Annotated in this window: 20 protein-coding genes; 18 read left to right on the top strand and 2 right to left on the bottom strand. The window is 45.0% G+C overall.

The genetic code is table 11. The features are described from left to right. Positions 1-114: 114 nt before the first annotated feature. Positions 115-294, top strand: coding sequence for a XapX domain-containing protein (locus P9989_RS18905; protein WP_283076396.1), 180 nt, complete (start codon positions 115-117; stop codon positions 292-294). Here the strand turns inward: P9989_RS18905 and cls are convergent, their stop codons facing one another. Further along, positions 295-1,479 carry a cardiolipin synthase gene (cls, locus tag P9989_RS18900; RefSeq protein ID WP_283076395.1) on the bottom strand — a complete coding sequence of 395 codons (1,185 nt, stop codon included), beginning with the start codon at positions 1,477-1,479 and terminating at the stop codon, positions 295-297. Between the two features lie 203 nt (positions 1,480-1,682). On the opposite strand from cls, the gene P9989_RS18895 reads away from it, so the two are divergent. The 8 genes from P9989_RS18895 (at position 1,683) to icmF (ending at position 13,211) form a co-directional block, all read left to right on the top strand. Then, positions 1,683-3,815 carry a heterodisulfide reductase-related iron-sulfur binding cluster gene (locus P9989_RS18895; protein ID WP_283076394.1) on the top strand — a complete coding sequence of 711 codons (2,133 nt, stop codon included), beginning with the start codon at positions 1,683-1,685 and terminating at the stop codon, positions 3,813-3,815. Positions 3,816-3,991: 176 nt separating this feature from the next. Next, positions 3,992-5,179, top strand: coding sequence for an acetyl-CoA C-acetyltransferase (locus P9989_RS18890; protein ID WP_283076393.1), 1,188 nt, complete (start codon positions 3,992-3,994; stop codon positions 5,177-5,179). A 12-nt stretch (positions 5,180-5,191) separates the two neighbouring features. Next, positions 5,192-6,043 carry a 3-hydroxybutyryl-CoA dehydrogenase gene (locus P9989_RS18885; protein WP_283076392.1) on the top strand — a complete coding sequence of 284 codons (852 nt, stop codon included), beginning with the start codon at positions 5,192-5,194 and terminating at the stop codon, positions 6,041-6,043. Between the two features lie 21 nt (positions 6,044-6,064). Continuing rightward, complete coding sequence (locus P9989_RS18880) at positions 6,065-7,210, top strand: acyl-CoA dehydrogenase (RefSeq protein WP_283076391.1); 1,146 nt, start codon at positions 6,065-6,067, stop codon at positions 7,208-7,210. Positions 7,211-7,225: 15 nt separating this feature from the next. Next, positions 7,226-8,365, top strand: a complete 1,140-nt coding sequence (locus P9989_RS18875) for an acyl-CoA dehydrogenase (RefSeq protein WP_283076390.1) — start codon at positions 7,226-7,228, stop codon at positions 8,363-8,365. Positions 8,366-8,386: 21 nt separating this feature from the next. Continuing rightward, complete coding sequence (gene meaB / locus P9989_RS18870; RefSeq protein WP_283078983.1) at positions 8,387-9,319, top strand: methylmalonyl Co-A mutase-associated GTPase MeaB; 933 nt, start codon at positions 8,387-8,389, stop codon at positions 9,317-9,319. A 2-nt stretch (positions 9,320-9,321) separates the two neighbouring features. Continuing rightward, positions 9,322-9,951 (top strand): TetR/AcrR family transcriptional regulator, encoded by a 630-nt coding sequence (locus P9989_RS18865; RefSeq protein ID WP_283076389.1) that lies wholly within the window; start codon positions 9,322-9,324, stop codon positions 9,949-9,951. A gap of 14 nt (positions 9,952-9,965) precedes the next feature. Further along, positions 9,966-13,211: a fused isobutyryl-CoA mutase/GTPase IcmF gene (gene icmF / locus P9989_RS18860; RefSeq protein WP_283076388.1), complete on the top strand. Its 3,246-nt coding sequence runs from the start codon at positions 9,966-9,968 to the stop codon at positions 13,209-13,211. A gap of 334 nt (positions 13,212-13,545) precedes the next feature. Here icmF and P9989_RS18855 read toward each other — a convergent pair whose 3' ends face one another. Continuing rightward, positions 13,546-13,863 (bottom strand): hypothetical protein, encoded by a 318-nt coding sequence (locus P9989_RS18855; protein ID WP_283076387.1) that lies wholly within the window; start codon positions 13,861-13,863, stop codon positions 13,546-13,548. A 286-nt stretch (positions 13,864-14,149) separates the two neighbouring features. Between P9989_RS18855 and rpoE the strand changes: the two genes are divergently transcribed. The 9 genes from rpoE to P9989_RS18810 all read left to right on the top strand — a co-directional run bounded on the left by rpoE (position 14,150) and on the right by P9989_RS18810 (position 23,791). Continuing rightward, the gene (rpoE, locus tag P9989_RS18850; RefSeq protein ID WP_283076386.1) at positions 14,150-14,698 is read left to right on the top strand and encodes a DNA-directed RNA polymerase subunit delta; all 549 of its coding nucleotides are present in this window, start codon (positions 14,150-14,152) and stop codon (positions 14,696-14,698) included. A gap of 153 nt (positions 14,699-14,851) precedes the next feature. Then, positions 14,852-16,462, top strand: coding sequence for a CTP synthase (gene pyrG, locus P9989_RS18845; RefSeq protein ID WP_283076385.1), 1,611 nt, complete (start codon positions 14,852-14,854; stop codon positions 16,460-16,462). 258 nt (positions 16,463-16,720) lie between these two features. Continuing rightward, complete coding sequence (locus P9989_RS18840) at positions 16,721-17,089, top strand: response regulator (RefSeq protein ID WP_283076384.1); 369 nt, start codon at positions 16,721-16,723, stop codon at positions 17,087-17,089. A 394-nt stretch (positions 17,090-17,483) separates the two neighbouring features. Next, positions 17,484-18,347 (top strand): class II fructose-1,6-bisphosphate aldolase, encoded by an 864-nt coding sequence (fba, locus tag P9989_RS18835; protein WP_283076383.1) that lies wholly within the window; start codon positions 17,484-17,486, stop codon positions 18,345-18,347. 101 nt (positions 18,348-18,448) lie between these two features. Beyond that, positions 18,449-19,090: a fructose-6-phosphate aldolase gene (fsa, locus tag P9989_RS18830; protein WP_283076382.1), complete on the top strand. Its 642-nt coding sequence runs from the start codon at positions 18,449-18,451 to the stop codon at positions 19,088-19,090. A gap of 69 nt (positions 19,091-19,159) precedes the next feature. After that, complete coding sequence (gene murA, locus P9989_RS18825; protein WP_283076381.1) at positions 19,160-20,446, top strand: UDP-N-acetylglucosamine 1-carboxyvinyltransferase; 1,287 nt, start codon at positions 19,160-19,162, stop codon at positions 20,444-20,446. A 305-nt stretch (positions 20,447-20,751) separates the two neighbouring features. Then, a complete protein-coding gene (gene glpX, locus P9989_RS18820; RefSeq protein WP_283076380.1) occupies positions 20,752-21,717 on the top strand; it encodes a class II fructose-bisphosphatase in 966 nt (321 codons plus the stop codon). A 374-nt stretch (positions 21,718-22,091) separates the two neighbouring features. Further along, on the top strand, positions 22,092-23,381 hold the full coding sequence (gene rho / locus P9989_RS18815; RefSeq protein ID WP_283076379.1) for a transcription termination factor Rho: 1,290 nt from the start codon (positions 22,092-22,094) through the stop codon (positions 23,379-23,381). 164 nt (positions 23,382-23,545) lie between these two features. Continuing rightward, positions 23,546-23,791: a type B 50S ribosomal protein L31 gene (locus tag P9989_RS18810; RefSeq protein ID WP_079528299.1), complete on the top strand. Its 246-nt coding sequence runs from the start codon at positions 23,546-23,548 to the stop codon at positions 23,789-23,791. Positions 23,792-23,928 lie beyond the last annotated feature (137 nt).

Genomic DNA, 23,928 nt, shown 5'->3' with positions numbered 1-23,928 from the left:
TTAGAACTTTTCCCCAGGTTAAGGTAGAATGATTTTGACTCAGGTTGAAAAAGTAGAGGATAGCCTCTCCGTGAATGGAATAATATAAACATACTTGCAAGAGGAGGCATATCGATGAAGGAAATTATACTAGCTTTATTAACTGGATTTATTGTAGGCATTGTATTTGCAGCCGTTAAACTGCCGATACCCGCACCCCCTGCAGCAGCAGGAGTATTCGGAATCATCGGCATTTATCTAGGCTTCAAGGTGTTTTCATGGGTCGGTCCAATGGTAAGTACTATATTTAAGTAACTATAAAATTGGGCGCAGCACTTTGGCGATTTGGATGGTTATTTTTGTGGCGAGTGAACGCTGGGACAACCATTCTTCGTTAAAAGCAATTGCATTCTGAGCGTCCTCCATATACGCTTTTCGTAAATCGCTGATAAATACGTTGTCATAGACAAATGTATTCACTTCCTTATTTAAGAAGAAGCTGCGTCTGTCAAAGTTGGCTGTCCCGATATCGGCTATATTCTGGTCGACAATCATAACCTTGGAATGATAGAACCCATCGTCATACAGACAGATTTTCGCTCCTGCATGAAAGAGTTGGTCTAAATAAGGAATAGCCGCTTCTTTTACAAAAGGATGATCTGATTTAAGCGGCGCCATAATTTGCAGGGAAACCCCGCGCTGTAAGGCTTGTTTTAAAGCGATCATCAATTTCTCAGTCGGGATAAAATAAGGAGTCCCGATTAAGATCTCCTGGTCAGCACGCTGAATCATACGCAAAAATTCATCCTCGAGCTTCGCCCCGTCTGTGGCAACGACTTTAACAGAGTGCTTCGCTTCTTTATTTGTAACGAGCGGGGAATGCTTTTCCCCTGTTGCTCGATACCAATCGTCTAGGAAAATATGGTGTAGCTCACTGACGGCGGGCCCGGTTAAGCGTAAATGGTAATCGCGCCAGTCTCCAAACTTGGGGTTCTTCCCGAGGTAGTTGTCGCCGATGTTAAAGCCGCCTACATAAGCAATTTCTCCATCAATGACTGTAATCTTACGATGGTTACGGTGATTTAATTTGTAAAAGAAATAAGGAAATCCCGGAATAGCTGCAAAATGAAATTGCACCCCAGCTTCTGCTAATTCACCTCGGATTTGTTTCGACAGCTGATAGCCGCCCAGCCGATCTGTCATCAGGCGAACTAGCACTCCTTCACTAGCTTTCTTTTTCAGAATCTCAAGAAAATCACGACCCGACCGATCATTGCTAATTAAATAAAAGTAAATGTCAACTTGCTGTTGGGCCTCTGAGATTTCTTGAAAAAGGTCCTCAAATAAAGGGGATCCGTTTTTATATAAGTGATAATCTGCTGTTGTTTCTTTAAAAGGGAGGTGCTGTGCATGGTTCTGATGGTTCCTCCTGCCTAATTTAAAATCTAACACGATAAGCAAATAGATCACGATGATAATTAAAAGGGTTATGAGTAGCATTTTAATAGGGCCTCCTTTGCATTTTCCTCTATTAGTTTCCCCAAACATGGAGGTTTGAAAAGGAAATCATGTAAAATGTATTGACTGAATGCTCATTCATTATTATAGTTAATGTATAAGATTCAGAAAATTGACAGGGTTCCGAATTGATAATGGGGGAGGCGGTTCGGAAACTTGCAGACTAACTTAGAGGGGGAGAACAGATGAATCCGTTGTTACTCGCAAATTGGATTTTATTCCTGGGAGTTACGATATATGGGTTATATCTATTTGTCCGTGTTGTTCGTACGCGGATTGCCTATATCCAGATGGGAAAGAAATTCGAATTTGATGGGCAGATTAAGCGACGCCTTCAAAAAATATGGATTTACGTGTTTGGACAGAAAAAGCTGTTAAAGGATAAGAAATCGGGTGCCATTCATGTCATGATGTTTTATGGCTTTATCCTCGTTCAATTTGGGGCGATCGATTTCATTTGGAAGGGACTGGCCCCAGATTCTCACTTACCGCTGGGTCCGCTTTACCCAGGCTTCACTTTTTTTCAGGAACTGGTGACTTTAACCATTCTCGTTGCAGTCATATGGGCGTTTTACCGTCGTTATATTGAGAAACTTGTTCGGTTAAAACGTGGCTTTAAAGCAGGAATGGTCTTATTATTTATCGGATTATTAATGATTTCAGTACTTATTGGAAATGGAATGGCACTTATTTGGCACGGGCATGAAGGGGCATGGACGGAACCTGTTGCGACCATTATTGCAAACGCTTTCGGATGGATGCCGCCAGCAGCAGCCGCGAGTGTGTTTTTCGTCATGTGGTGGATTCACTTATTAGTTCTCCTTACATTTCTTGTTTATGTGCCTCAATCGAAGCATGCACACTTACTGGCTGCACCGGTCAATGTCTTCCTAAGCCGTGAGGGCCCTCCTGCTAAGCTTTCAAAGATTGACTTTGAAATCGATGAGGATGCAGATGAAGAAGATGTTTCCTTTGGGGTTGGAAAGGTAGAAGATTTCAATCAACTGCAAATGATTGACTTCTATGCGTGTGTGGAATGTGGACGTTGTACCAATGTTTGTCCAGCTGCAGGGTCTGGTAAAATGCTGTCGCCAATGGACTTGCTCGTGAAAATTCGTGATCACTTAACAGAAACTGGGGCAGCCGTTACAGGCAAGGCACCATGGGTTCCTTCTTACGCTTTTTCCGAAACTGAAGGCAATACATTGGCCAAGATGGCTGGTTCACAAGCCGGAGATGAAGCCGCTGCCACTACAGAAGCGGCTCCAGGCAAAAGCTTAATCGGTGATGTGATTACTGAAGAAGAACTGTGGGCTTGTACAACATGCCGTAACTGTGAAGATGCTTGCCCGGTTATGAACGAACATGTTGATAAGATTATCGATCTGCGCCGCTATTTAGTATTAACAGAAGGAAAAATGGATCAGGATGGCCAGCGTGCGATGATGAACATTGAACGTCAGGGAAATCCATGGGGACTTTCTAAGAAAGAGCGTGTTAACTGGCGTGAAGCGAATGAGGAAGTAACGATCCCAACCGTTAAAGAATTGAAGAAGTCAGGAGAAGAATTTGACTACCTGTTCTGGGTAAGTTCTATGGGTTCTTATGACAACCGCAGCCAGAAGATTGCCATGGCTTTTGCCAAACTGATGAATGAAGCAGGCATTAAGTTTGCCATTCTCGGAAACAAAGAACAGAACTCAGGCGATACAGCTCGCCGTATGGGGAATGAATTTTTATTCCAGGAGCTGGCCGAGAAGAATATTAAAGAATTTGAAAAGCATGATGTGAAGAAGATCATTACGATCGATCCGCATGCGTACAATATTTTCAAAAACGAATATCCGGACTTCGGCTTCGAGGCTGAGGTGTATCATCATACCGAGATGCTTTCTGAATGGCTGAAAGAAGGCAGGCTGAAGCCTGAAGCAGAGGTCAATGAAACGATTACGTATCATGATAGCTGCTACCTTGGCCGTTACAACGAAGTATATCAGCCACCGCGTGAAGTGCTTGAAATGATTCCAGGCGTAAAAGTGGTGGAGATGAACCGAAACCGCTCAAATGGTATGTGCTGTGGAGCCGGCGGCGGAATGATGTGGATGGAAGAGAAATCTGGAAACCGCATGAACGTGGCACGGACAGAACAGGCATTGGCCGTAGAGCCAACGATGATTTCAAGTGGCTGTCCATTCTGCTTGACGATGCTTTCGGACGGAACGAAAGCGAAGGAAGTGGAAGAGCAGGTTAGCACAATGGATATTGCAGAAATTTTAGCGAAGTCGATTTTTCCGGAGAAGGTAGAGAAATCGGCATAAGAAAGTGTTACCAGTGAAAACCAGGTTTAGATATCTGCTTAAGCCTTGATAGGACTAAATTTAATGTACTAAAGGAAAGTGTACAAATTCATGTACACTTTCCTTATGAGAAGAAGTTGAGCGAGCGTTCAATCGCCACGTTCGTAAGCGTTAACAAATTAGGGAGGAATTTTATTATGACAAAAACCGTAATCGTTGCAGGTGCACGTACACCATTTGGAAAATTTGGCGGAGGCTTAGCTCCACTGACTGCTGCACAACTAGGTGGAATCGCGATCAAAGCTGCTTTAGAAAAAGCCAGTGTCTTACCAGAAGACGTAAAAGAAGTCATCATGGGGACGGTTCTGCAAGGCGGCCAGGGACAGCTGCCTTCACGCCAGGCTTCCCGTGAAGCGGGCATCCCGTGGGATGTTAAAACGGAAACGGTCAACAAAGTGTGTGCATCAGGAATGCGCAGTGTGACGATGGCTGATCAGTTCATTCGCTTAGGGGAAGAAGATGTGATTGTTGCAGGCGGGATGGAGAGCATGAGCAACGCGCCATACTTTATGCCGAAAGCACGCTGGGGCCTGCGTATGGGAGATGCGGCTGTTAAAGATATGATGGTGCATGACGGACTGACTTGCTCATTCGAAAACATCCATATGGGCAGTTATGGAAATCGCACCGCGAATAAATTTGAGTTAACACGTGAGGCACAGGATGAGTGGGCTGCTCGCAGTCATACGCGCGCACTTCAGGCTACTGAAAATGGCAAACTGGCCGAAGAAATCGTTGCAGTGGAGGTCCCACAGCGTAAGGGTGATCCGATTGTTGTCGATACAGATGAAGCACCCAGAAAAGGAACGACGGCTGAAAGGCTAGCGAAGCTGCGTCCGGCATTTGATAAAGATGGAACGATTACGGCGGGGAACGCACCAGGCGTTAATGATGGAGCTTGTGCGATGGTGCTTATGTCTGACGAAAAGGCGCAACAAGTTGGAGCGGAAACACTTGCGACTATTTTGGCTCATGATGAGGTGGCCGTGGAAGCCCATGACTTCCCGGAAACACCAGGGCTGGTCATTAATAAATTGCTGAAGAAAGCGGGTAAATCGCTTGAAGAGATTGATCTGTTTGAAGTAAATGAAGCTTTTGCAACGGTATCGTTGGCGAGCGGTAAAATCGCCGGACTAGATCCAGAAAAAGTTAATGTTAACGGTGGCGCTGTTGCGCTGGGACACCCGATTGGCGCAAGTGGTGCGCGTATTTTACTTACATTGGCACATGAACTGAAGCGACGCGGCGGTGGTCTTGGCATTGCAGCGATCTGCTCAGGCGGCGGCCAAGGGGATGCCGTATTGATTGAAGTACCGAAACAGTAAGGGGGAATCAACATGTCAATAAATCAAGTAATGGTCATTGGTGCCGGACAGATGGGGGCAGGTATTGCTCAAGTGTTCGCGCAGTCAGGACTGAAAGTTAAATTAAACGATATGAACGAAGAAGCATTAAAAAAGGGGATTGCAGGAATAGAAAAGCGCCTGCAACGTGCCGTAGATAAAGGGAAATTAACGGCTGATGAGCAAGCGAACGCTAAGGAACGGTTGACAGGTTCTACGGACCTAAACGATGCATCTGATTGCGACCTTGTGATTGAAGCTGTTGTTGAAAACATGGACGTGAAGACCAAGGTGTTTCAAAGTCTGGACGAAATCACTCCAGCTCATGCCATTTTAGCAACGAATACATCATCATTACCTATTACCGAAATCGCAGCCTCAACCAGCCGTCCTTCCCAGGTCATCGGGATGCATTTCATGAATCCGGTGCCGGTCATGAAGCTTGTCGAAATTATCCGTGCGATTCAGACGAGTGATGAAACTTATCAGACTATTGAAGCAATGACAGAGAAGTTGAATAAAACTCCTGTTGAAGTCAATGACTTCCCAGGATTTGCTGCCAATCGGATTCTGATGCCGATGATCAATGAAGCGATTTTCGCTTTACATGAAGGGGTGGCTTCCGTCGAAGATATCGATAAGGTGATGAAGCTCGGCATGAATCATCCAATGGGACCACTTACATTGGCTGATTTCATTGGTCTTGATACCTGTCTGTATATTATGGAGGTTCTACACGATGGATTTGGTGACAGCAAGTATCGTCCGTGTCCATTGCTTCGGCAATATGTGAAGGCTGGCTGGCTCGGTAAGAAGTCAGGTCGAGGATTTTACAGCTACGAATAACAGGCGAGGGAGAGAACGAACATGAACCTGCAGTTTACAGATGAACAACAAATGATGCGGAAAATGGTCCGTGATTTTGCTGAAAAGGAAGTGGCTCCAGCTGTTGAACGGATGGAAGAGGAAGACCGTTTTCCCATTGAGTTGATTCGGAAGATGGGAGAACTTGGCTTAATGGGCATCCCGGTTCCTGAACAATATGGCGGCGCTGAAATGGACTATACTTCCTACATTATTGCGATTCATGAAATTGCTAAAGTTAGTGCAACACTTGGCGTTATTTTATCGGTCCACACGTCAGTTGGCACCAATCCGATTCTTTACTTTGGAACAGAAGAACAGAAGCAAAAATATATTCCCAAATTGGCTTCAGGAGAATACTTAGGGGCGTTCGCCTTAACTGAGCCAAGTGCTGGTTCAGATGCAGGCAGCTTAAAGACCCGTGCTGAGAAACAAGGGGATCATTACCTTTTAAATGGGTCAAAAGTGTTCATCACAAATGGCGGTGAGGCCGATACGTTTATCGTATTTGCTCGTACCAACCGCGATGAGCAGCGAGGCAATGGGGTTAGTGCGTTTATTGTTGAACGGAATACGCCTGGTTTTTCCATTGGGAAAGCGGAAAAGAAGATGGGGCTTCATGGATCAAGTACGGTTTCGCTCAACTTTGATCAATGTAAAGTTCCTGCCTCCCAGTTGCTTGGTGAGGAAGGAGAAGGCTTTAAGATTGCACTGGCCAACTTGAATGTCGGCCGGATCGGGATTGCGGCCCAATCGCTTGGGATTGCTGAAGCTGCGCTAGAGCATGCTGTGGCCTATGCGAAGGAAAGGGAGCAATTCGGCAAGTCGATCGCAAAACATCAAGGAATCTCGTTTAAGCTTGCTGATATGGCAACAGATGTTGAGGCTGCCAAACTGTTAGTCTATCAGGCAGCCACGTTAGAAGCAGCTGGTGAGAAATGCGGCAAGCAAGCATCAATGGCCAAACTATTTGCTTCAAAGGCGGCAGTTAACACTGCGATTGAAGCTGTTCAGGTACACGGTGGCTACGGATATACAGAGGATTACGCGGTAGAACGCTTCTTCCGTGACGCGAAGGTTTGTGAAATCTATGAGGGAACTAGTGAGATCCAGCGGATTGTGATTGGCAATCATCTATTAAAGGACTGAACAGGAGGAACAACGATGAATTTCAAAATCACAGAAGAACAAGAAATGCTTAGAAAAATGGTGCGCGATTTTGCCAAGAATGAAGTCGAACCAACAGCGGCTGAGCGTGACGAAGAGGAACGCTTTGATCGGGAGATTTTTGACAAAATGGCGGAACTAGGATTAACCGGCATTCCATGGCCAGAGGAATATGGCGGGATTGGCTCAGACTTTATCAGCTATGTGATTGCAGTCGAGGAGCTGTCTCGTGTGTGTGCATCAACAGGGGTAACGTTATCCGCTCATATTTCCCTATGCAGCTGGCCGATTTATAAATTCGGAAACGAAGAACAGAAGAAAACATATCTGGCACAGCTTGCTTCAGGGGAGAAATTAGGCGCTTACGCGTTATCAGAGCCAGGTGCGGGAAGTGATGTGTCTTCGATGCGCACGCAAGCCAAACTGGATGGCGACCATTACGTGGTCAACGGCAATAAAGTGTGGATCACTAACGGCGGAGTCGGCGATATTTATGTCGTGTTTGCTAAGACAGATCCAAATGCCGGCAGTAAAGGAGTGAGTGCCTTTATCGTCGAAAAAGGGACAGAAGGCTTCACATTTGGGAAAAAAGAGAAAAAACTCGGTATTCGTTCTTCACCGACAACGGAGTTAATTTTCGAAAATTGCAGAATTCCTAAAGAGAATCTGCTCGGACAAGAAGGAGAAGGCTTTAAGATTGCGATGATGACGCTTGATGGCGGCCGTAACGGGATTGCTGCTCAAGCACTGGGTATTGCGCAAGGGGCGCTTGATGAATCTGTGAATTACGCGAAAGAGCGTGAACAGTTTGGTAAGCCGATCGCTAAGCTGCAAGGGATCTCTTTTAAGCTGGCAGACATGGCGACGGAAATCGAAGCAGCGCGTCTATTAACCTATCAAGCTGCTTACCTGGAATCAGTAGGAGAACCTTATGCCAAAGCGTCCGCAATGGCCAAATTATATGCCGGCGATGCAGCGATGCGTATTACGGTGGAGGCTGTGCAAGTTCACGGTGGCTATGGCTATACGAAAGATTATCCGGTTGAACGCTACATGCGTGATGCAAAAATCACGCAAATCTATGAAGGTACGAATGAAATTCAGCGTCTCGTGATCGGACGTATGGTTACACAGTAAGAGAAAGGAAGGTCACTTGTGATGCACCCTTTAGCTGAACGGATTAAACAAAAAGATATGCGAGCTCTGGCACGGGCAATTACGCTCGTCGAAAGTGATCATCCCGATAAACTTGCCTTAATGAGTGACATTTTTTCCATAAAAAAAAGCGCCCATTATATCGGGATCACAGGATCTCCAGGGGCAGGGAAAAGTTCACTCATCAATCGGCTGCTCACGCATCTGCGAAAACAAGAGCTTACCGTCGCGGTGATTGCTGTCGACCCGACGAGTCCGTTTAGCGGAGGGTCTTTGCTTGGAGATCGAACACGCATGAATCAGCATTTTCTTGATCCCGGCATTTTCATACGAAGCATGGCAACGCGCGGAAGTTTAGGGGGGTTGGCGCGGGCGACGAAAGATGCGATACGGGTATGTGATGCTTATGGTTTCGATGTCGTGTTAGTGGAGACAGTCGGGGTAGGTCAGTCGGAGCTTGATATTATGAAGGTCGTAGATACAACGGGACTTGTGCTCACTCCGAACAGCGGAGATGTACTGCAAATTTTCAAAGCGGGAATTATGGAAATCGCCGACCTGTTTATTATCAATAAAGCAGACCTACCCGGTGTCGTTAAGCTAAAAGCGACGCTTGAGGAATATATGATGATTGCTGATCCTAAAGGCTGGCGTCCTCTTATTGTTCGAACAGTTTCCACCGAAAATAAAGGCATGGAAGAACTTTGGGACGGTGTTTCCAGCCATCGATCCTATTTATATGAAACCGATCAAGGAGAAAAACGGCGCCGAATGCAGTTGCAGCTTGAAGTCTATGAGCTGATACGTGAGGAGATTTGGCGCGAAGTGAAGGGGCATGTGGAAGAGGATCAGGCGAAGCTGCAGGAGCTCAGTGACCCTGAAGCTGATCCATATAGGCTCGCACGCTCCTGGTATCAACAATGGAAGGGTGACTGATCATGACAAAGAAACAAGTACCCTCTTCAATTAAGGACGAAGCTCTCGTAGAAAAACGACGCAAGCAAATGGTCAAAGGAGCGGTATCCCTTTTTACCGAAAAAGGCTTTCACAAAACGACGACCCGTGAGATTGCGAAAGCTTCAGGGTTCAGCATTGGGACATTGTATGAGTACATTCGCAAGAAGGAAGATGTTCTGTTCCTCGTTTGTGACTCGATTTATGAACGGGTTAAGGAGCGGATGGAAAGCTCCATTGATCAGAATGAAACGAGTGTCGACAATCTCGTCTGTGCTGTTCGCTCTTATTTTTCCTTAATGGACGATATGCAGGATGAAGTCGTGGTGATGTACCAAGAGGTCAAATCGCTGTCCAAAGATGCCCAGGATTATGTGCTGCGGAAAGAGCGTGACATGGTAGCGATGCTTGAGAAAGTGATCATCAACAGTCTTCCTGGTCAATTGCCGGAAGGGGATACAGCGCTGGTGGCCAATAATATTTTTGTACAGGGACAGATGTGGGGATTCAGACGCTGGATGCTGCAACGGACCTTTACACTTGAATCATATACAGACAGACAAATACATCTGCTGCTGCAAGGGCTGAACGTTCAGGAAAAGAATTTATCCTAAGGAGGAGAGGCATAATGGAACAACCGCACGTTTATCAAGCTAAACATCCGGTGCGCTTTGTGACGTCATCCAGTTTATTTGATGGACACGACGCGTCGATTAATATTATGCGCAGAATTTTACAAGCATCAGGAGCTGAGGTTATCCACCTTGGCCATAACCGTTCCGTGGAAGAAGTTGTCAATGCGGCCATTCAGGAAGATGCACAGGGGATCGCGATTTCGTCTTACCAGGGCGGACACGTGGAATATTTCAAATATATGGTCGATCTTTTAAGAGAAAAAGGAGCCGGCCATATTCGTGTGTATGGCGGAGGTGGAGGTGTTATTCTTCCGCGTGAAATTAAGGAGCTTCATGATTACGGTGTTGCTCGTGTTTTCTCACCGGAAGATGGTCGTGAACTTGGACTGCAAGGCATGATCAATACGATGATCGAAGAATGTGATTTCCTGCCGCCGCTTAACGTTAAGGAAGCAGTGGAAGATTTGACAAAAGGCAGCCACCAGGCGATGGCACGCTTTATTACCTATGTAGAAAATACGCCAAAGCAAGAACGGGAAGCTGTGGCCGCGTTTGAAACGGCGGTCGAAGAGACGACCGAGAAGACGATCCCTGTGCTGGGAATTACCGGAACAGGCGGGGCTGGGAAGAGTTCTCTGACGGATGAGCTGATCCGCCGCTTCATTAACGAAGTCCCTGATAAGAAAATTGCGATTCTGTCTGTTGACCCGACGAAAAAGAAAACAGGCGGTGCGCTGCTTGGCGACCGGATTCGTATGAATGCGATCTTCAACCCGCGCGTGTATATGCGCTCACTCGCTACTCGTGAGGCGCGTTCTGAGTTATCCACATCGATTGAAGAAGCGATTCAGGTCGTGAAAGCGGCTAGTGTTGATTTCGTTATTGTTGAAACGAGCGGGATTGGGCAAGGCAATGCCGCGATCACCGATATTACCGACCTGTCCATGTATGTCATGACGGCCGAATTTGGTGCGCCTTCACAGCTTGAGAAAATTGACATGATTGATTTTGCAGATTTTATTGTGATTAATAAATTTGAACAAAAGGGTTCTGAAGATGCGCTCAGCCAGGTGCGTAAACAGTACGAACGCAGTCACATGCTGTTCCATCAGGATGTCACAAAATTCCCTGTTTACGGTACGATTGCCAGCCAGTTTAATGACCCAGGAACGAACACGCTATTTGCTGCGATTATCGATAAGCTGAATGAAGCGTATGATTGGCAGGATGATACGTCATTTGAACGTGTTGATAAAGTAGAAAAGCAAAACGTGATTATTCCGAATGAACAGAAACAGTACTTGCGTGATATTGCACTGGCGGTTCGTGATTATCATAAGCATACAAACGAACAAGCAGATCAGGCGCGCAGGCTCTATCAGCTTAAAGGAACCATTGACTTACTTGAAGAGAGTGAGCATAAAGCAAGCATCGAGCGATTAGTGGAAGATTATGAACGCAAATTGGACCGTGAATCGAGTGAAAAACTTGCAGATTGGGATGATCTTCACGAGCGTTATAGTGGCGAAACCTACACATTTAAAGTTCGTGATAAAGAAATTACTATGGACCTGACGACGGAAAGCCTATCAGGCACTAAGATCCCTAAAGTGGCACTGCCAGCCTATCACGACTGGGGTGACCGTTTGACGTGGCTGCGGCGTGAAAACGTGCCAGGTGCTTTTCCGTTTACAGCCGGCGTTTTTCCGTTTAAGCGAAAAGGGGAAGATCCGAAGCGTCAGTTTGCGGGTGAAGGTACACCGGAACGTACGAACCGCCGCTTCCATTACCTGTCAGAGGGTGATGATGCGAAACGGTTAAGTACAGCGTTTGACTCAGTGACTCTATATGGGGAAGATCCTGATGAACGTCCGGATATTTACGGTAAAGTCGGCGAAAGCGGTGTGAACATTTGTACACTTGAGGATATGAAGAAGCTGTATGACGGCTTTGATCTCGTTGACCCAACCACCTCTGTGTCGATGACGATCAACGGCCCTGCCCCGATTATTCTGGCGATGTTTTTTAACACGGCAATTGATCAGCAGCTGAACAAGTTTACGGTAGAAAACGGACGCGAGCCGAATCAAGAGGAAGCGCAGCAAATTAAAGAGGAAACGATTCATGTTGTGCGCGGTACAGTGCAGGCAGACATTTTAAAAGAAGACCAAGGTCAGAATACTTGTATCTTCTCGACAGAATTTGCCCTGAGAATGATGGGTGATATTCAGCAGTATTTTATCGATCATGAAGTCCGTAACTATTATTCTGTGTCAATTTCCGGCTACCATATTGCAGAAGCGGGAGCGAATCCGATTACACAGCTTGCGTTTACGCTGGCAAATGGGTTCACGTATGTGGAGTACTATTTAAGCCGCGGCATGGATATTAATAAATTCGCACCGAACCTGTCGTTCTTTTTCTCAAATGGTCTGGATCCTGAATATACCGTTCTTGGCCGCGTTGCCCGCAGAATCTGGGCGATTGTGATGAAAAATAAATACGGTGCCAACGAACGCAGTCAGAAGTTGAAGTATCATATTCAAACCTCCGGCCGTTCTCTGCACGCACAGGAAATTGATTTTAATGATATTCGTACGACATTGCAAGCCTTGATTGCCATCCAGGATAATTGTAACTCCTTACACACGAATTCCTATGATGAGGCAATTACTACGCCAACTGAGGAATCTGTAAGACGTGCGATGGCCATACAAATGATTATCAGTAAAGAGTTTGGGTTAACGAAAAATGAGAATTCCTTGCAGGGGGCTTACATTATTCGTGAGCTGACCGACCTTGTTGAGGAAGCGGTTCTGCAGGAATTTGAACGAATGAACGACCGCGGCGGTGTGCTGGGTGCCATGGAGCGTCAATATCAGCGCGGTAAAATTCAGGAAGAATCGTTGCACTATGAAGGCAAGAAGCATTCTGGCGAGCTGCCGATTATCGGGGTGAATACGTACTTGAACCCGAATCCACTGACAGAAGATGATATTAATTCTATGGATATTGCGCGTGCTGATAAGGAAGAGAAAGAACACCAGATCACAGAATTGCGTAACTTCCAGAAGTCAAATGAAGCGGAAACGGCTGAAGCACTTGATCGTTTAAAAGCAACAGCAAGCGGCGGAGGGAACATTTTTGCTGAATTGATGGAAACGGTAAAAGTTGCGAGCCTTGGCCAGATTACGAATGCCCTGTACGAAGTAGGCGGGCAGTACCGTCGTAATATGTAAGCAGGATTTGCTGGGCATGCTAGCCAGGTAAAGAAAAGAGTCCATCTTTTTTTGAAAGGATGGACTCTTTCTGTTTACTTTCGTTACATGTGCAATTAGGCTTACAGACAAGTTGTAGTGTCGAACAGATTGTGAGGGCATTCGACAGTCGGTTTTGTGCATAATAGATTAAACGCATAAAAAAGGCGCAAACGCTCTCGAAGCTGAGGAAGTTCGACTAAGATCGGCATCCATGGAAGTTCGGTTAAAACCGGCACGTCCTGTGCCAACACCGAACTACCCCACGTCGTGTGGGGCATGTGCCAACACCAAACGCCCCCGCGTCCTGCGGGGCCTAATGACCGCTTCCAACACTATCATCGTCGTGTGCTTGATTAATTTCGACTATGTACGGATGGTTGTTTCCATACCACTCATATGAAACTTCATAGCTTTCGCCAGGTTTTAGGATCATCCATGTGCTGGTATTCTTAACTTTTAGTTTTTGATCATCTACGGTTATGAAATACCCGTTTTCTCCGTGGGTTTTCTCAGTCAGAGTGGCTTCGGTCAGGTGTTTTTCGTGGATGATGCCGTAATTTGTAAAGACCCATATGCCAAGGGCTACAGCAATGATGGAAAGTAATACCCAATCAAAAGGGTGCGTCTTCATAGCGTCATGTCTCCTTTATATCTATCTTCCTCTATTTTACGATAAATATTAGGTAACTCCAAGAGGTTAGAATGGAGAGGTCTTTCCTCTCACTGACTTCCATATCCTGCCACCTCAGGTCATCCAGAATCTGGATGACCTGAGGTGGCAGGATAATCCAGGTGAATGCATATGGGATTTGATTTTTGTTGTGGCTGAACATATAATGGTTGGTATGATTAAATGTTATCCGTATGTCTATGATGTAATGTATAGATTATTTGATGAGTAAAGGAGTGCTTGGATCGTGAGTGTAAAAGAACTGAGTAAAAAACAGATTGAAGAAATATCTATGATTGATTTCGCAACATTAATTTTGGAAGAAAAGAGAGAAGCGATGGATTTTAATGATATCTTTGATCGCATTTCTTCTATGAAAGGATTTACTGAAGCTCAGAAAGAACAATATATTGCCCAGTTTTACACAGATTTAAATGTAGACGGTCAATTCATGACAATTGGAACGAATAGATGGGGTCTGAAAAGCTGGTACCCTGTAGAACAAATAGAAGAGGAAATCGCTAGTCTCGCGCAAAAGCGTAAAAAAAAGAAGAAGAAGAAAAAAAAGAAACCTTCCAAGCTGCTTGAAGATGAGTTAGGGGCAGAAGGATATGATGATAGCGATGATGACCTCGAAGATGACATCGATCTGACTGATGAGGAACTGGACCTTGATGACGACGATGATGATTACGAAGGTGACTACGAAGAAGACGATTTGGATGAAGAAGAAAAAGAGATCGTAGATGAGGATGTCAGCTTTGTTGGTGATGAAGATGAGGAAGATAAATCCTAAGGTTGACTTTCAAAGTTCAAATCAGTAATATTTTACTTGGGCTCTTTAATTTAGTTTGAACGTTCAAACGCTCCCCTGGACGGGGGAGCGTTTTTTTATTTTTTCTCCCCCTGTAAATACTACTAAGATGATCAGTTCATAAAAGAAAGAGGGATGGTTGTGGCTACGAAATATATCTTTGTCACAGGCGGTGTAGTGTCGTCTCTTGGAAAAGGGATTACAGCTGCTTCGCTTGGCCGTTTATTAAAAAACAGAGGATTAAAGGTAACGATTCAAAAATTTGATCCATACATTAACGTTGACCCAGGGACGATGAGCCCTTACCAGCATGGTGAAGTATTTGTAACTGATGACGGTGCGGAAACGGATCTTGACCTTGGGCACTACGAGCGATTTATTGATATAAATCTCAACAAATTCAGTAATACAACGACAGGGAAAGTTTACTCAAACGTTATTAAGAAGGAACGTCGTGGAGATTACCTTGGTGGAACGGTACAAGTAATCCCTCATATTACAAATGAAATTAAAGAACGCGTTTTCCGCGCAGGACATGAGACGAATGCCGATATTGTGATCACTGAAATCGGTGGTACGGTCGGTGATATTGAATCCCTTCCTTTTCTGGAAGCCATTCGTCAAATTAAGAGTGACATCGGCCGCGAACATGTAATGTACTTGCACTGTACACTTGTCCCGTACTTGAAAGCTGCTGGGGAAATGAAAACAAAACCGACGCAGCACAGTGTGAAGGAACTTCGCTCATTAGGTATCCAGCCGGACGTTGTTGTGCTGCGTACTGAAATGGAAATCTCAGAAGAAATGAAAGAAAAAATTGCTTTATTCTGTGATATCGATAAACATGCTGTAATCGAAGCAGGCGACGCTGATACGCTGTATAATGTGCCGCTTGAATTACAGGCCCAGAATCTGGATGTGCTGACGTGTAACCATTTAGGTCTGGAAACAGAAGAGGCAGATATGACAGAGTGGAACAAGCTCGTTGATAAAGTACAGAATTTAAAAGGGAAAGTTACGATTGGTCTTGTCGGAAAATATGTTGAACTTCCTGATGCCTACATTTCTGTAGTAGAAGCTTTAAAGCACGCCGGCTACAGCTATGATTCAGATGTTGAAGTAAAATGGGTTAATTCCGAACAAGTTACTGACCAGAACATCCATGAGAAGCTAGCGGATGTAGATGGAATCCTTGTGCCTGGCGGGTTTGGAGACCGCGCCATTGAAGGGAAAATCACGGCTATTCATTATGCCCGCAAAGAGCGTGTCCCGTTCCTCGGAATTTGCTTAGGCATGCAGCTGGCTACTGTTGAATTTGCTCGTCATGAGCTTGGACTCACAGGTGCACATTCAGCTGAAATTAATCCAGCTACACCGCATCCAATTATTGATCTACTGCCAGAACAAAAAGAGTTAACTGACCTTGGCGGTACGCTTCGCCTGGGAATATATCCTTCTCGTCTTAAGGCGAATACGAAGGCCATGGAAGCTTATGGGGAAGAAGTGATTTATGAGCGGCATCGCCATCGGTTTGAGTTTAATAACCATTATCGGGAGCAAATGGAAGAGAAAGGTTTTATCTTCTCCGGTACGAGCCCGGATGGACGCCTTGTGGAAATTATCGAAGTGGAAGACCACCCGTGGTTTGTCGCTAGTCAATTCCACCCAGAATTTAAATCCCGACCTACGCGTCCGCAACAGCTCTTCCATGGTTTTATCGGTGCAGTGATTAACGAAAAATTATAAATTTCAGAGGGACAGGCTTGTGTAGCCTGTCTTTTTCCATACCATATGTAAATTACCAATAATTGCAGGAGTTTATCTGTCGAACCTAGAAGTATTTAGATTAGAGAAAGAAAAAGGTATGGCTTAGAAAAAGAATAGTACAGCGTGGCATCCCGTAGACACGTCGTAATGAGCGGCTTTTCGTCTTTTATAATGAAAAACCGTTTAAGGTTCGTGACTCGGCAGCTTGCACCAGTAAAAGAAGGGCTGTGAATACCCATGACAAGTAAGATCCTCATTATTGACGATCAACCTGGAATCCGAATGTTACTAGAGGAATTTCTTAAAAGTGAAGGATATGAAACGATTAGTGCCAAGACAGGGAAACAGGCTTGTGAACAGGTAATGGAGCATCATCCGGACTTGATTCTAATGGATTACAATCTGCCTATAATGAGCGGAGGAGAAGTGCTTCAATACTTAGACCGTCAACATGTCGATAAACCAGTTTTTATTATGACAGGGCTTTCAGAAAGTTCCATTCAGGCGGATACACACTATTCTTTTGTTAAGCATGTCATTTCTAAACCATTTGATATTCATCAAATTCGCCAAATGATTGCGGATTGTCTTGTAAGTGAATATTAGAGGGGATGATATCACACTGAGCATAATAACTTGACTGGCGCGGTATTTTTGAGCACGGATGGAAGGCGATTTTTTCGTACCTTCAGCTTATTTTTATGGCAGTTCTGATAGTACAGGATAGTAAACAATTTCTATAAAATTCTCTTATGATCCTGCATTATGGCATCTTCTGAACAATTAAATTGTTAAATTCTTCTTTATATGGAATACGAATAATTACTTCCCAAAATCTTTTTGAAGTTGAAAGCGCTATCTCATCCTTGGAGTGTTGCACCTTAGAATGGGTATTGGTATTCTTATAATGTGGCTTACTTATACGACATATTTTTCAAAAAGATAAATTGAAGATATGGGAGTAAATACTAGACGTATTTTTACTAAAGGAGGATCTTTCATGCCGTTAGTTTCGATGAAAGAAATGCTAGAAAAAGCTAAGGAAGAACGTTACGGAGTAGGACAGTTCAACCTTAATAATCTTGAATATGCTCAAGCGATTCTTCAGGCTGCTGAAGAAGAGCAGTCTCCTGTTATTCTTGGAGTATCTGAGGGTGCCGGACGTTACATGGGCGGATTTAACGTAGTGGTTGCTATGGTTAAATCACTTATGGAATCTTATGGGACAACTGTGCCTGTTGCGATTCACTTAGATCACGGTTCAAGTTTCGAAAAGTGTGCAGAAGCGATTCACGCTGGATTCACTTCTGTCATGATCGACGCGTCTCATGATCCGTTAGAAGAAAACATCGCTCTTACGAAAAAAGTCGTTGAGCTTGCTCATATCCACGGTGTATCTGTTGAAGCAGAACTTGGCCGTGTAGGCGGACAAGAGGACGACCTCATCGTAGAAGATGCTGAAGCAGCTTATGCAATTCCTTCCGAGTGTAAACAACTCGTTGATGAGACAGATGTAGATGTATTTGCACCTGCTCTTGGATCCGTTCATGGACCTTACAAGGGTGAACCGAATCTTGGCTTCGACCGCATGGAAGAAATTATGGGACTTGTTGACAAGCCACTTGTACTTCACGGTGGAACAGGCATCCCAACTGCAGATGTTAAAAAGGCAATCTCTTTCGGTACAGCAAAAATCAATGTAAATACAGAAAACCAAATTTCTCAAGGTAAAGCGGTGCGTAAAGTTCTAGCAGAGCAGCCAGAGCAATACGACCCACGTAAATACTTAGGACCTGGCCGTGACGCGATCAAGGAAACCGTTATTGGCAAAATGCGTGAATTTGGTTCTTCTCAAAAAGCATAAAGATAGTGTTTAAGGAAGCCGTTACACCGTAACGGTTTCCTTTTCAACATGTATGAAAACGCCATCATACTACATTTTCCGACACAGGAGGGACGTTTCCAATGAAATTTTTTATTGATACGGCTAATATTGATGAAATCAAAGAAGCGAATGCATTAGGAGTACTTGCAGGTGTTACTACCAATCCAAGCTTAGTTGCAAAAGAAGGGGTTTCTTTTCACGAGCGTCTAAAAGAAATCACTGAGGAAGTGGATGGGTCAGTGAGTGCCGAAGTAATTTCGCTTGATACAGAAGGGATGCTTAAGGAAGCAAAGGAGCTTGCCGCCATTGCCCCTAACATTACAGTGAAGGTTCCCATGACTTTAGAAGGGCTGAAGGCTGTCAAAGCTTTAAGCGACCTGAATATTAAGACGAACGTAACGCTCATTTTCTCAGCCAACCAGGCCTTGCTTGCCGCACGAGCTGGTGCCTCTTACGTTTCACCGTTTTTAGGCCGTCTAGATGACATTGGGCATAACGGAATGGAGCTCGTGGCTCAGATCGCTGAGATTTTCGATCGTCATGCAATTGATACGGAAATCATTGCTGCTTCTGTACGCCATCCCGTTCATATAACGGACGCAGCCCTGAATGGAGCGCATATTGCAACGGTTCCGTTTAAACTCTTTGACCAACTTGTAAAGCATCCTCTGACTGACCAAGGTATTGAAAAATTCCTTAATGACTGGAATAATCAAAAATAATACGAGTCATTTGGCAAAAATTGCACATGATAAAGATATAATCTTTACCTTTAAAGTGAGGAGTTTCCCATGAAAAAACTACTAGTAGAAGGCGGCACCCCTTTGCGCGGACAAGTACGTGTCAGTGGTGCGAAAAACAGTGCTGTAGCTCTATTACCTGCTGCGATTTTAGCGAATTCCAAAGTAACGATTGAAGGACTTCCAAACATATCGGATGTAGGAACGTTATCTGATTTGCTTGAGGAAATAGGGGGGACCGTTCAGCGAGATGGGCAAACGATTGAAATCGACCCTTCAAAAATGATCTCGATGCCGCTTCCAAACGGTCGCGTGAAGAAGCTGCGTGCCTCTTATTATTTTATGGGAGCGATGTTAGGTCGTTTCAATAAAGCGGTGATTGGACTGCCGGGCGGCTGTCACCTCGGACCGCGTCCAATTGACCAGCATATTAAAGGGTTTGAAGCCCTTGGCGCTGAGGTGTCTAACGAACAAGGTGCAATTTATTTACGTGCAAAAGAACTGCGCGGGGCCAGAATATATTTAGACGTGGTCAGCGTAGGCGCGACCATCAACATAATGCTGGCAGCAGTGAAGGCCAAAGGGAAGACAACGATTGAGAATGCGGCCAAAGAGCCAGAGATCATTGATGTAGCCACCCTGCTAACGAGCATGGGTGCGAAGATTAAAGGTGCCGGGACGGATGTGATCCGTATTGAAGGCGTTGAAGAATTAAATGGCTGCCTGCATACGATTATCCCGGATCGGATTGAAGCGGGAACTTATACGATCATGGCTGCAGCTCAAGGGGAAGAAATGATTATTGACAACGTTATTCCGCAGCACCTTGAATCACTGCTGGCAAAATTGCGGGAGATGGGTGTAACGATTGAGGAAAACGATGAACAGCTTTACATCAGGCCTGGTGAAAAAATAAAGAGTGTTGATATTAAGACTCTCGTTTATCCTGGATTTCCGACAGATTTACAGCAGCCCTTTACCACATTACTTACGAAGGCGGAAGGGACTGGTGTCGTTACGGATACGATCTATCAAGCCAGGTTCAAGCATGTCGATGAACTGCGCCGCATGAATGCTTCGATTAAAGTAGAAGGCGGTGCAGCGATTGTCGCAGGTCCGGCTAAACTTGAAGGAGCAAAAGTAAAAGCTTCTGATTTACGGGCGGGTGCTGCGTTGGTGATCGCTGGGTTAATGGCCGACGGAGTCACTGAAATCACTGGTGTAGACCACATTGAACGAGGCTATGAAAACATTACGAACAAGCTGGTAGAGCTCGGAGCCAATATCTGGTATGAGGAGATGTCAGAAGAGGAAGTCGAGCAATTTCAGAATTCATAAGAAAAGCGAAGCGGGGCGTTTAGACCTGACACGCATAAGCAAGACGCCACAGTGAAGTGGTTTTTCTTCACGGAGGTGGATTGCTTATGTCACGAAGGTCTGCCCCGCGGAGCTAGACAGTAAGAAAAGCGTAGTGCCCGGGTAGACAGGTGAGTGGAAGGTTGACTAGAACCGTGACTAGAGGAAGCACGGTTAAAGTTATGTTAAAGGAAGTTCGACTAAGCACGGCCGAACTACCCCACTACGCGCGAGGCCCGTCCATGGGGAGATGAGGAAAATTCTATAGAGAATGGGGAGAATGAACCATGGAAAGAAGTTTATCAATGGAATTAGTCAGAGTAACTGAGGCGGCAGCTTTGTCATCAGCTCGCTGGATGGGAAGAGGAAAGAAAGATGAAGCTGATGATGCGGCCACTTCCGCTATGCGTGACGTTTTTGACACGATCCCGATGAAAGGAACTGTCGTAATCGGGGAAGGAGAAATGGATGAAGCTCCGATGCTTTATATTGGAGAGAAGCTCGGGAATGGCTTTGGCCCGAGAGTGGATGTAGCTGTAGATCCGCTTGAAGGGACAAACATTGTCGCACAGGGAACATGGAATGCGCTGGCTGTCATTGCGATTGCTGATCACAACCAGCTCTTGCATGCACCGGATATGTACATGGAAAAAATCGCTGTAGGGCCAGAAGCGGTCGGAAAAGTCGATATCAATGCATCCGTAGCTGAAAATCTTGCTGCCGTGGCTGAAGCGAAAAATAAAGATGTGGAAGATGTAGTAGCGATTGTACTGAACAGAAAACGGCATGAAGGAATTATTGAAGAAATTCGCGCAGCAGGTGCCCGCATTAAACTGATTTCTGATGGAGATGTGGCAGCTGCGATTAATACGGCTTTTGACGATACAGGTGTTGATATTTTATTCGGATCCGGGGGAGCGCCTGAAGGGGTGCTTGCTGCGGTTGCGCTTAAATGTCTTGGTGGCGAAATCCAGGGAAAACTTATTCCTTCTAATGAGGAAGAACGCAACAGATGTAAGGACATGGGGATTGAAGATATCAACAAAGTTCTATACATGGAAGACTTCTGCGGCGGGGACGATGCCATCTTCGCAGCCACAGGAGTAACAGACGGAGAACTGCTTCAAGGAGTCCAATTTAAAGGACAAAAGGCAACAACCCAGACGGTAGTTATGCGAGCGAAATCAGGAACCGTTCGTTTTATCGATGGAGACCACAGCTTGAAGAAGAAACCGAATTTAGTGATTAAATAGCAGGTTAAATGGGGAAGCTGAAGATATTCAGTTTCCCTGCCCTACTTTTACCCTCTGAATGACATGCCAAAAAAACCTCTTGAACCGACGTGATTACTAGATGTACAATAAGGTAGGTTTCTAACAATAAAGAATCAAAGAAATAATGTAATTGTAAACCTCTGTAAGCTTCACATCCCTCTTGTTTCTTCTTTTTATTTCCGAAAAGGGCAATCAACGCTCATACTAAGATCAACATAGATTAGTAGAGAGCTTACTCTGGTATACACACAATCTATAAAAAAGGCTCAAGCACGACTTCCTTATAATCTTCTCGTCAGGGAAAGACGATCTGCGAGGATGCTTTAGCTAAAAATAATTAAAGTGGTGATTTTGTGGCAGAACTATCAATATCCAACCTGGAAGACATGACATTAAAGAAACTCTACTCTTTAGCGAAGCAGTACAAGGTATCCTATTATGCTAAGCTAACGAAGCGAGAGTTGATTTTTGCAATTTTGAAAGCACAGGCCGAGAAAGATGGCTTTCTATTTATGGATGGCATCTTGGAAATCATTCCTTCTGAAGGGTTTGGCTTCCTGCGTCCAATCAACTACTCTCCGAGTGCTGAGGACATTTACATTTCCGCATCACAAATTCGCAGGTTTGATTTGCGTAATGGCGACAAGGTTTCGGGGAAAGTCCGGCCGCCGAAGGAAAATGAACGGTATTATGGATTGCTTCACGTAGATGCAGTAAACGGGGAAGATCCGGAGACGGCGAAAGAACGAGTGCACTTTCCAGCTTTAACGCCGCTCTATCCAGATCGTCATATGAAACTTGAAACAGAAAGTAAAAAACTTTCAACACGGATTATGGACTTGATGGCACCGGTCGGTTATGGACAGCGTGGATTAATTGTTGCTCCGCCTAAAGCGGGTAAGACGATGCTGTTGAAGCAAATTGCGAATAGCATTTCTGTTAACCATCCCGAGTCAAAATTAATCATTTTACTTGTGGATGAACGCCCGGAAGAAGTAACAGACATCGAACGTTCTGTAGCACCAGATGTTGATGTCGTAAGTTCAACTTTTGATGAAGTACCGGAAAACCATATTAAAGTGGCTGAACTCGTCCTTGAGCGGGCCATGCGACTCGTGGAACATAAGCGTGACGTGATTATCTTAATGGACAGCATTACGCGTCTTGCCCGTGCTTATAACCTGGTGATCCCGCCAAGCGGACGGACGCTATCCGGAGGGATCGACCCGGCAGCCTTCCACCGGCCGAAGCGTTTCTTCGGTGCGGCCAGGAATATTGAAGAGGGCGGAAGTTTTACGATCTTAGCCACGGCATTAGTGGATACAGGTTCCCGCATGGATGATGTCATTTATGAAGAATTTAAAGGAACCGGGAACATGGAGCTTCATCTGGACCGCAGTCTGGCCGAACGACGCATCTTCCCTGCGATTGACATTGCTCGTTCCGGAACACGTAAAGAGGAGCTGCTGCTGCCGAAGTCTGGACTGGATAAAGTGTGGGCGATTCGTAAAACGATGTCAGATTCTCATGATTTCATCGACCGTTTCTTACGCAGGCTGCGGTCGTCGAAAACTAATGAGGAATTTTTCGATCTGATGGACAAGGATATGAAGGGAAAAACAACCTCGTCTCGTCGCAGCTGATCGCTTTTCCAGAAAAAAGGATAGTACATGCTGTTGCATTGGACTACGTAGACTGATATAATCTTTCTATGTGAGTTTCAGTAAAAGGTGTATCGACTAACCTTCGACGGCTCTTACAATAACTCTGTTTCCAGGGGACTCAGGGCAAAAAGGAGTGGAAGAACATGAAAGCAGGAATTCATCCAGAATACCGTAAAGTTGTATTCCTTGACACAAGTTCTGATTTCAAATTTATCGCTGGATCTACGCAAGGATCTGACGAAACAATCGAATGGGAAGACGGGAACACTTACCCGCTTATCCGCGTTGAGATTAGTTCTGCGTCTCATCCGTTCTACACAGGCAAACAAAAAGCTGACAAAGCTGGCGGCCGTGTGGATCGCTTCAAGAAAAAATATAACCTTTCATAATAATGTGTGGTCATCTTATGATGATCCCAGCATAATTTTGAACAAAAACAGGCAAATTGTCTTACCTTTTGCCTGTTTTTTTGTTAAAGGAAAAGCGAAGGACAGCAGGATAGTAGAGCCATCCCTATGTGAGTTTA

The organism is Halobacillus naozhouensis (assembly GCF_029714185.1).
GTDB classification, from domain to species: Bacteria; Bacillota; Bacilli; order Bacillales; family Halobacillaceae; genus Halobacillus_A; species Halobacillus_A naozhouensis.
The sequence above is the reverse complement of the archived record's forward strand: the minus strand, read 5'-3'. Positions and strand labels throughout refer to the sequence as shown.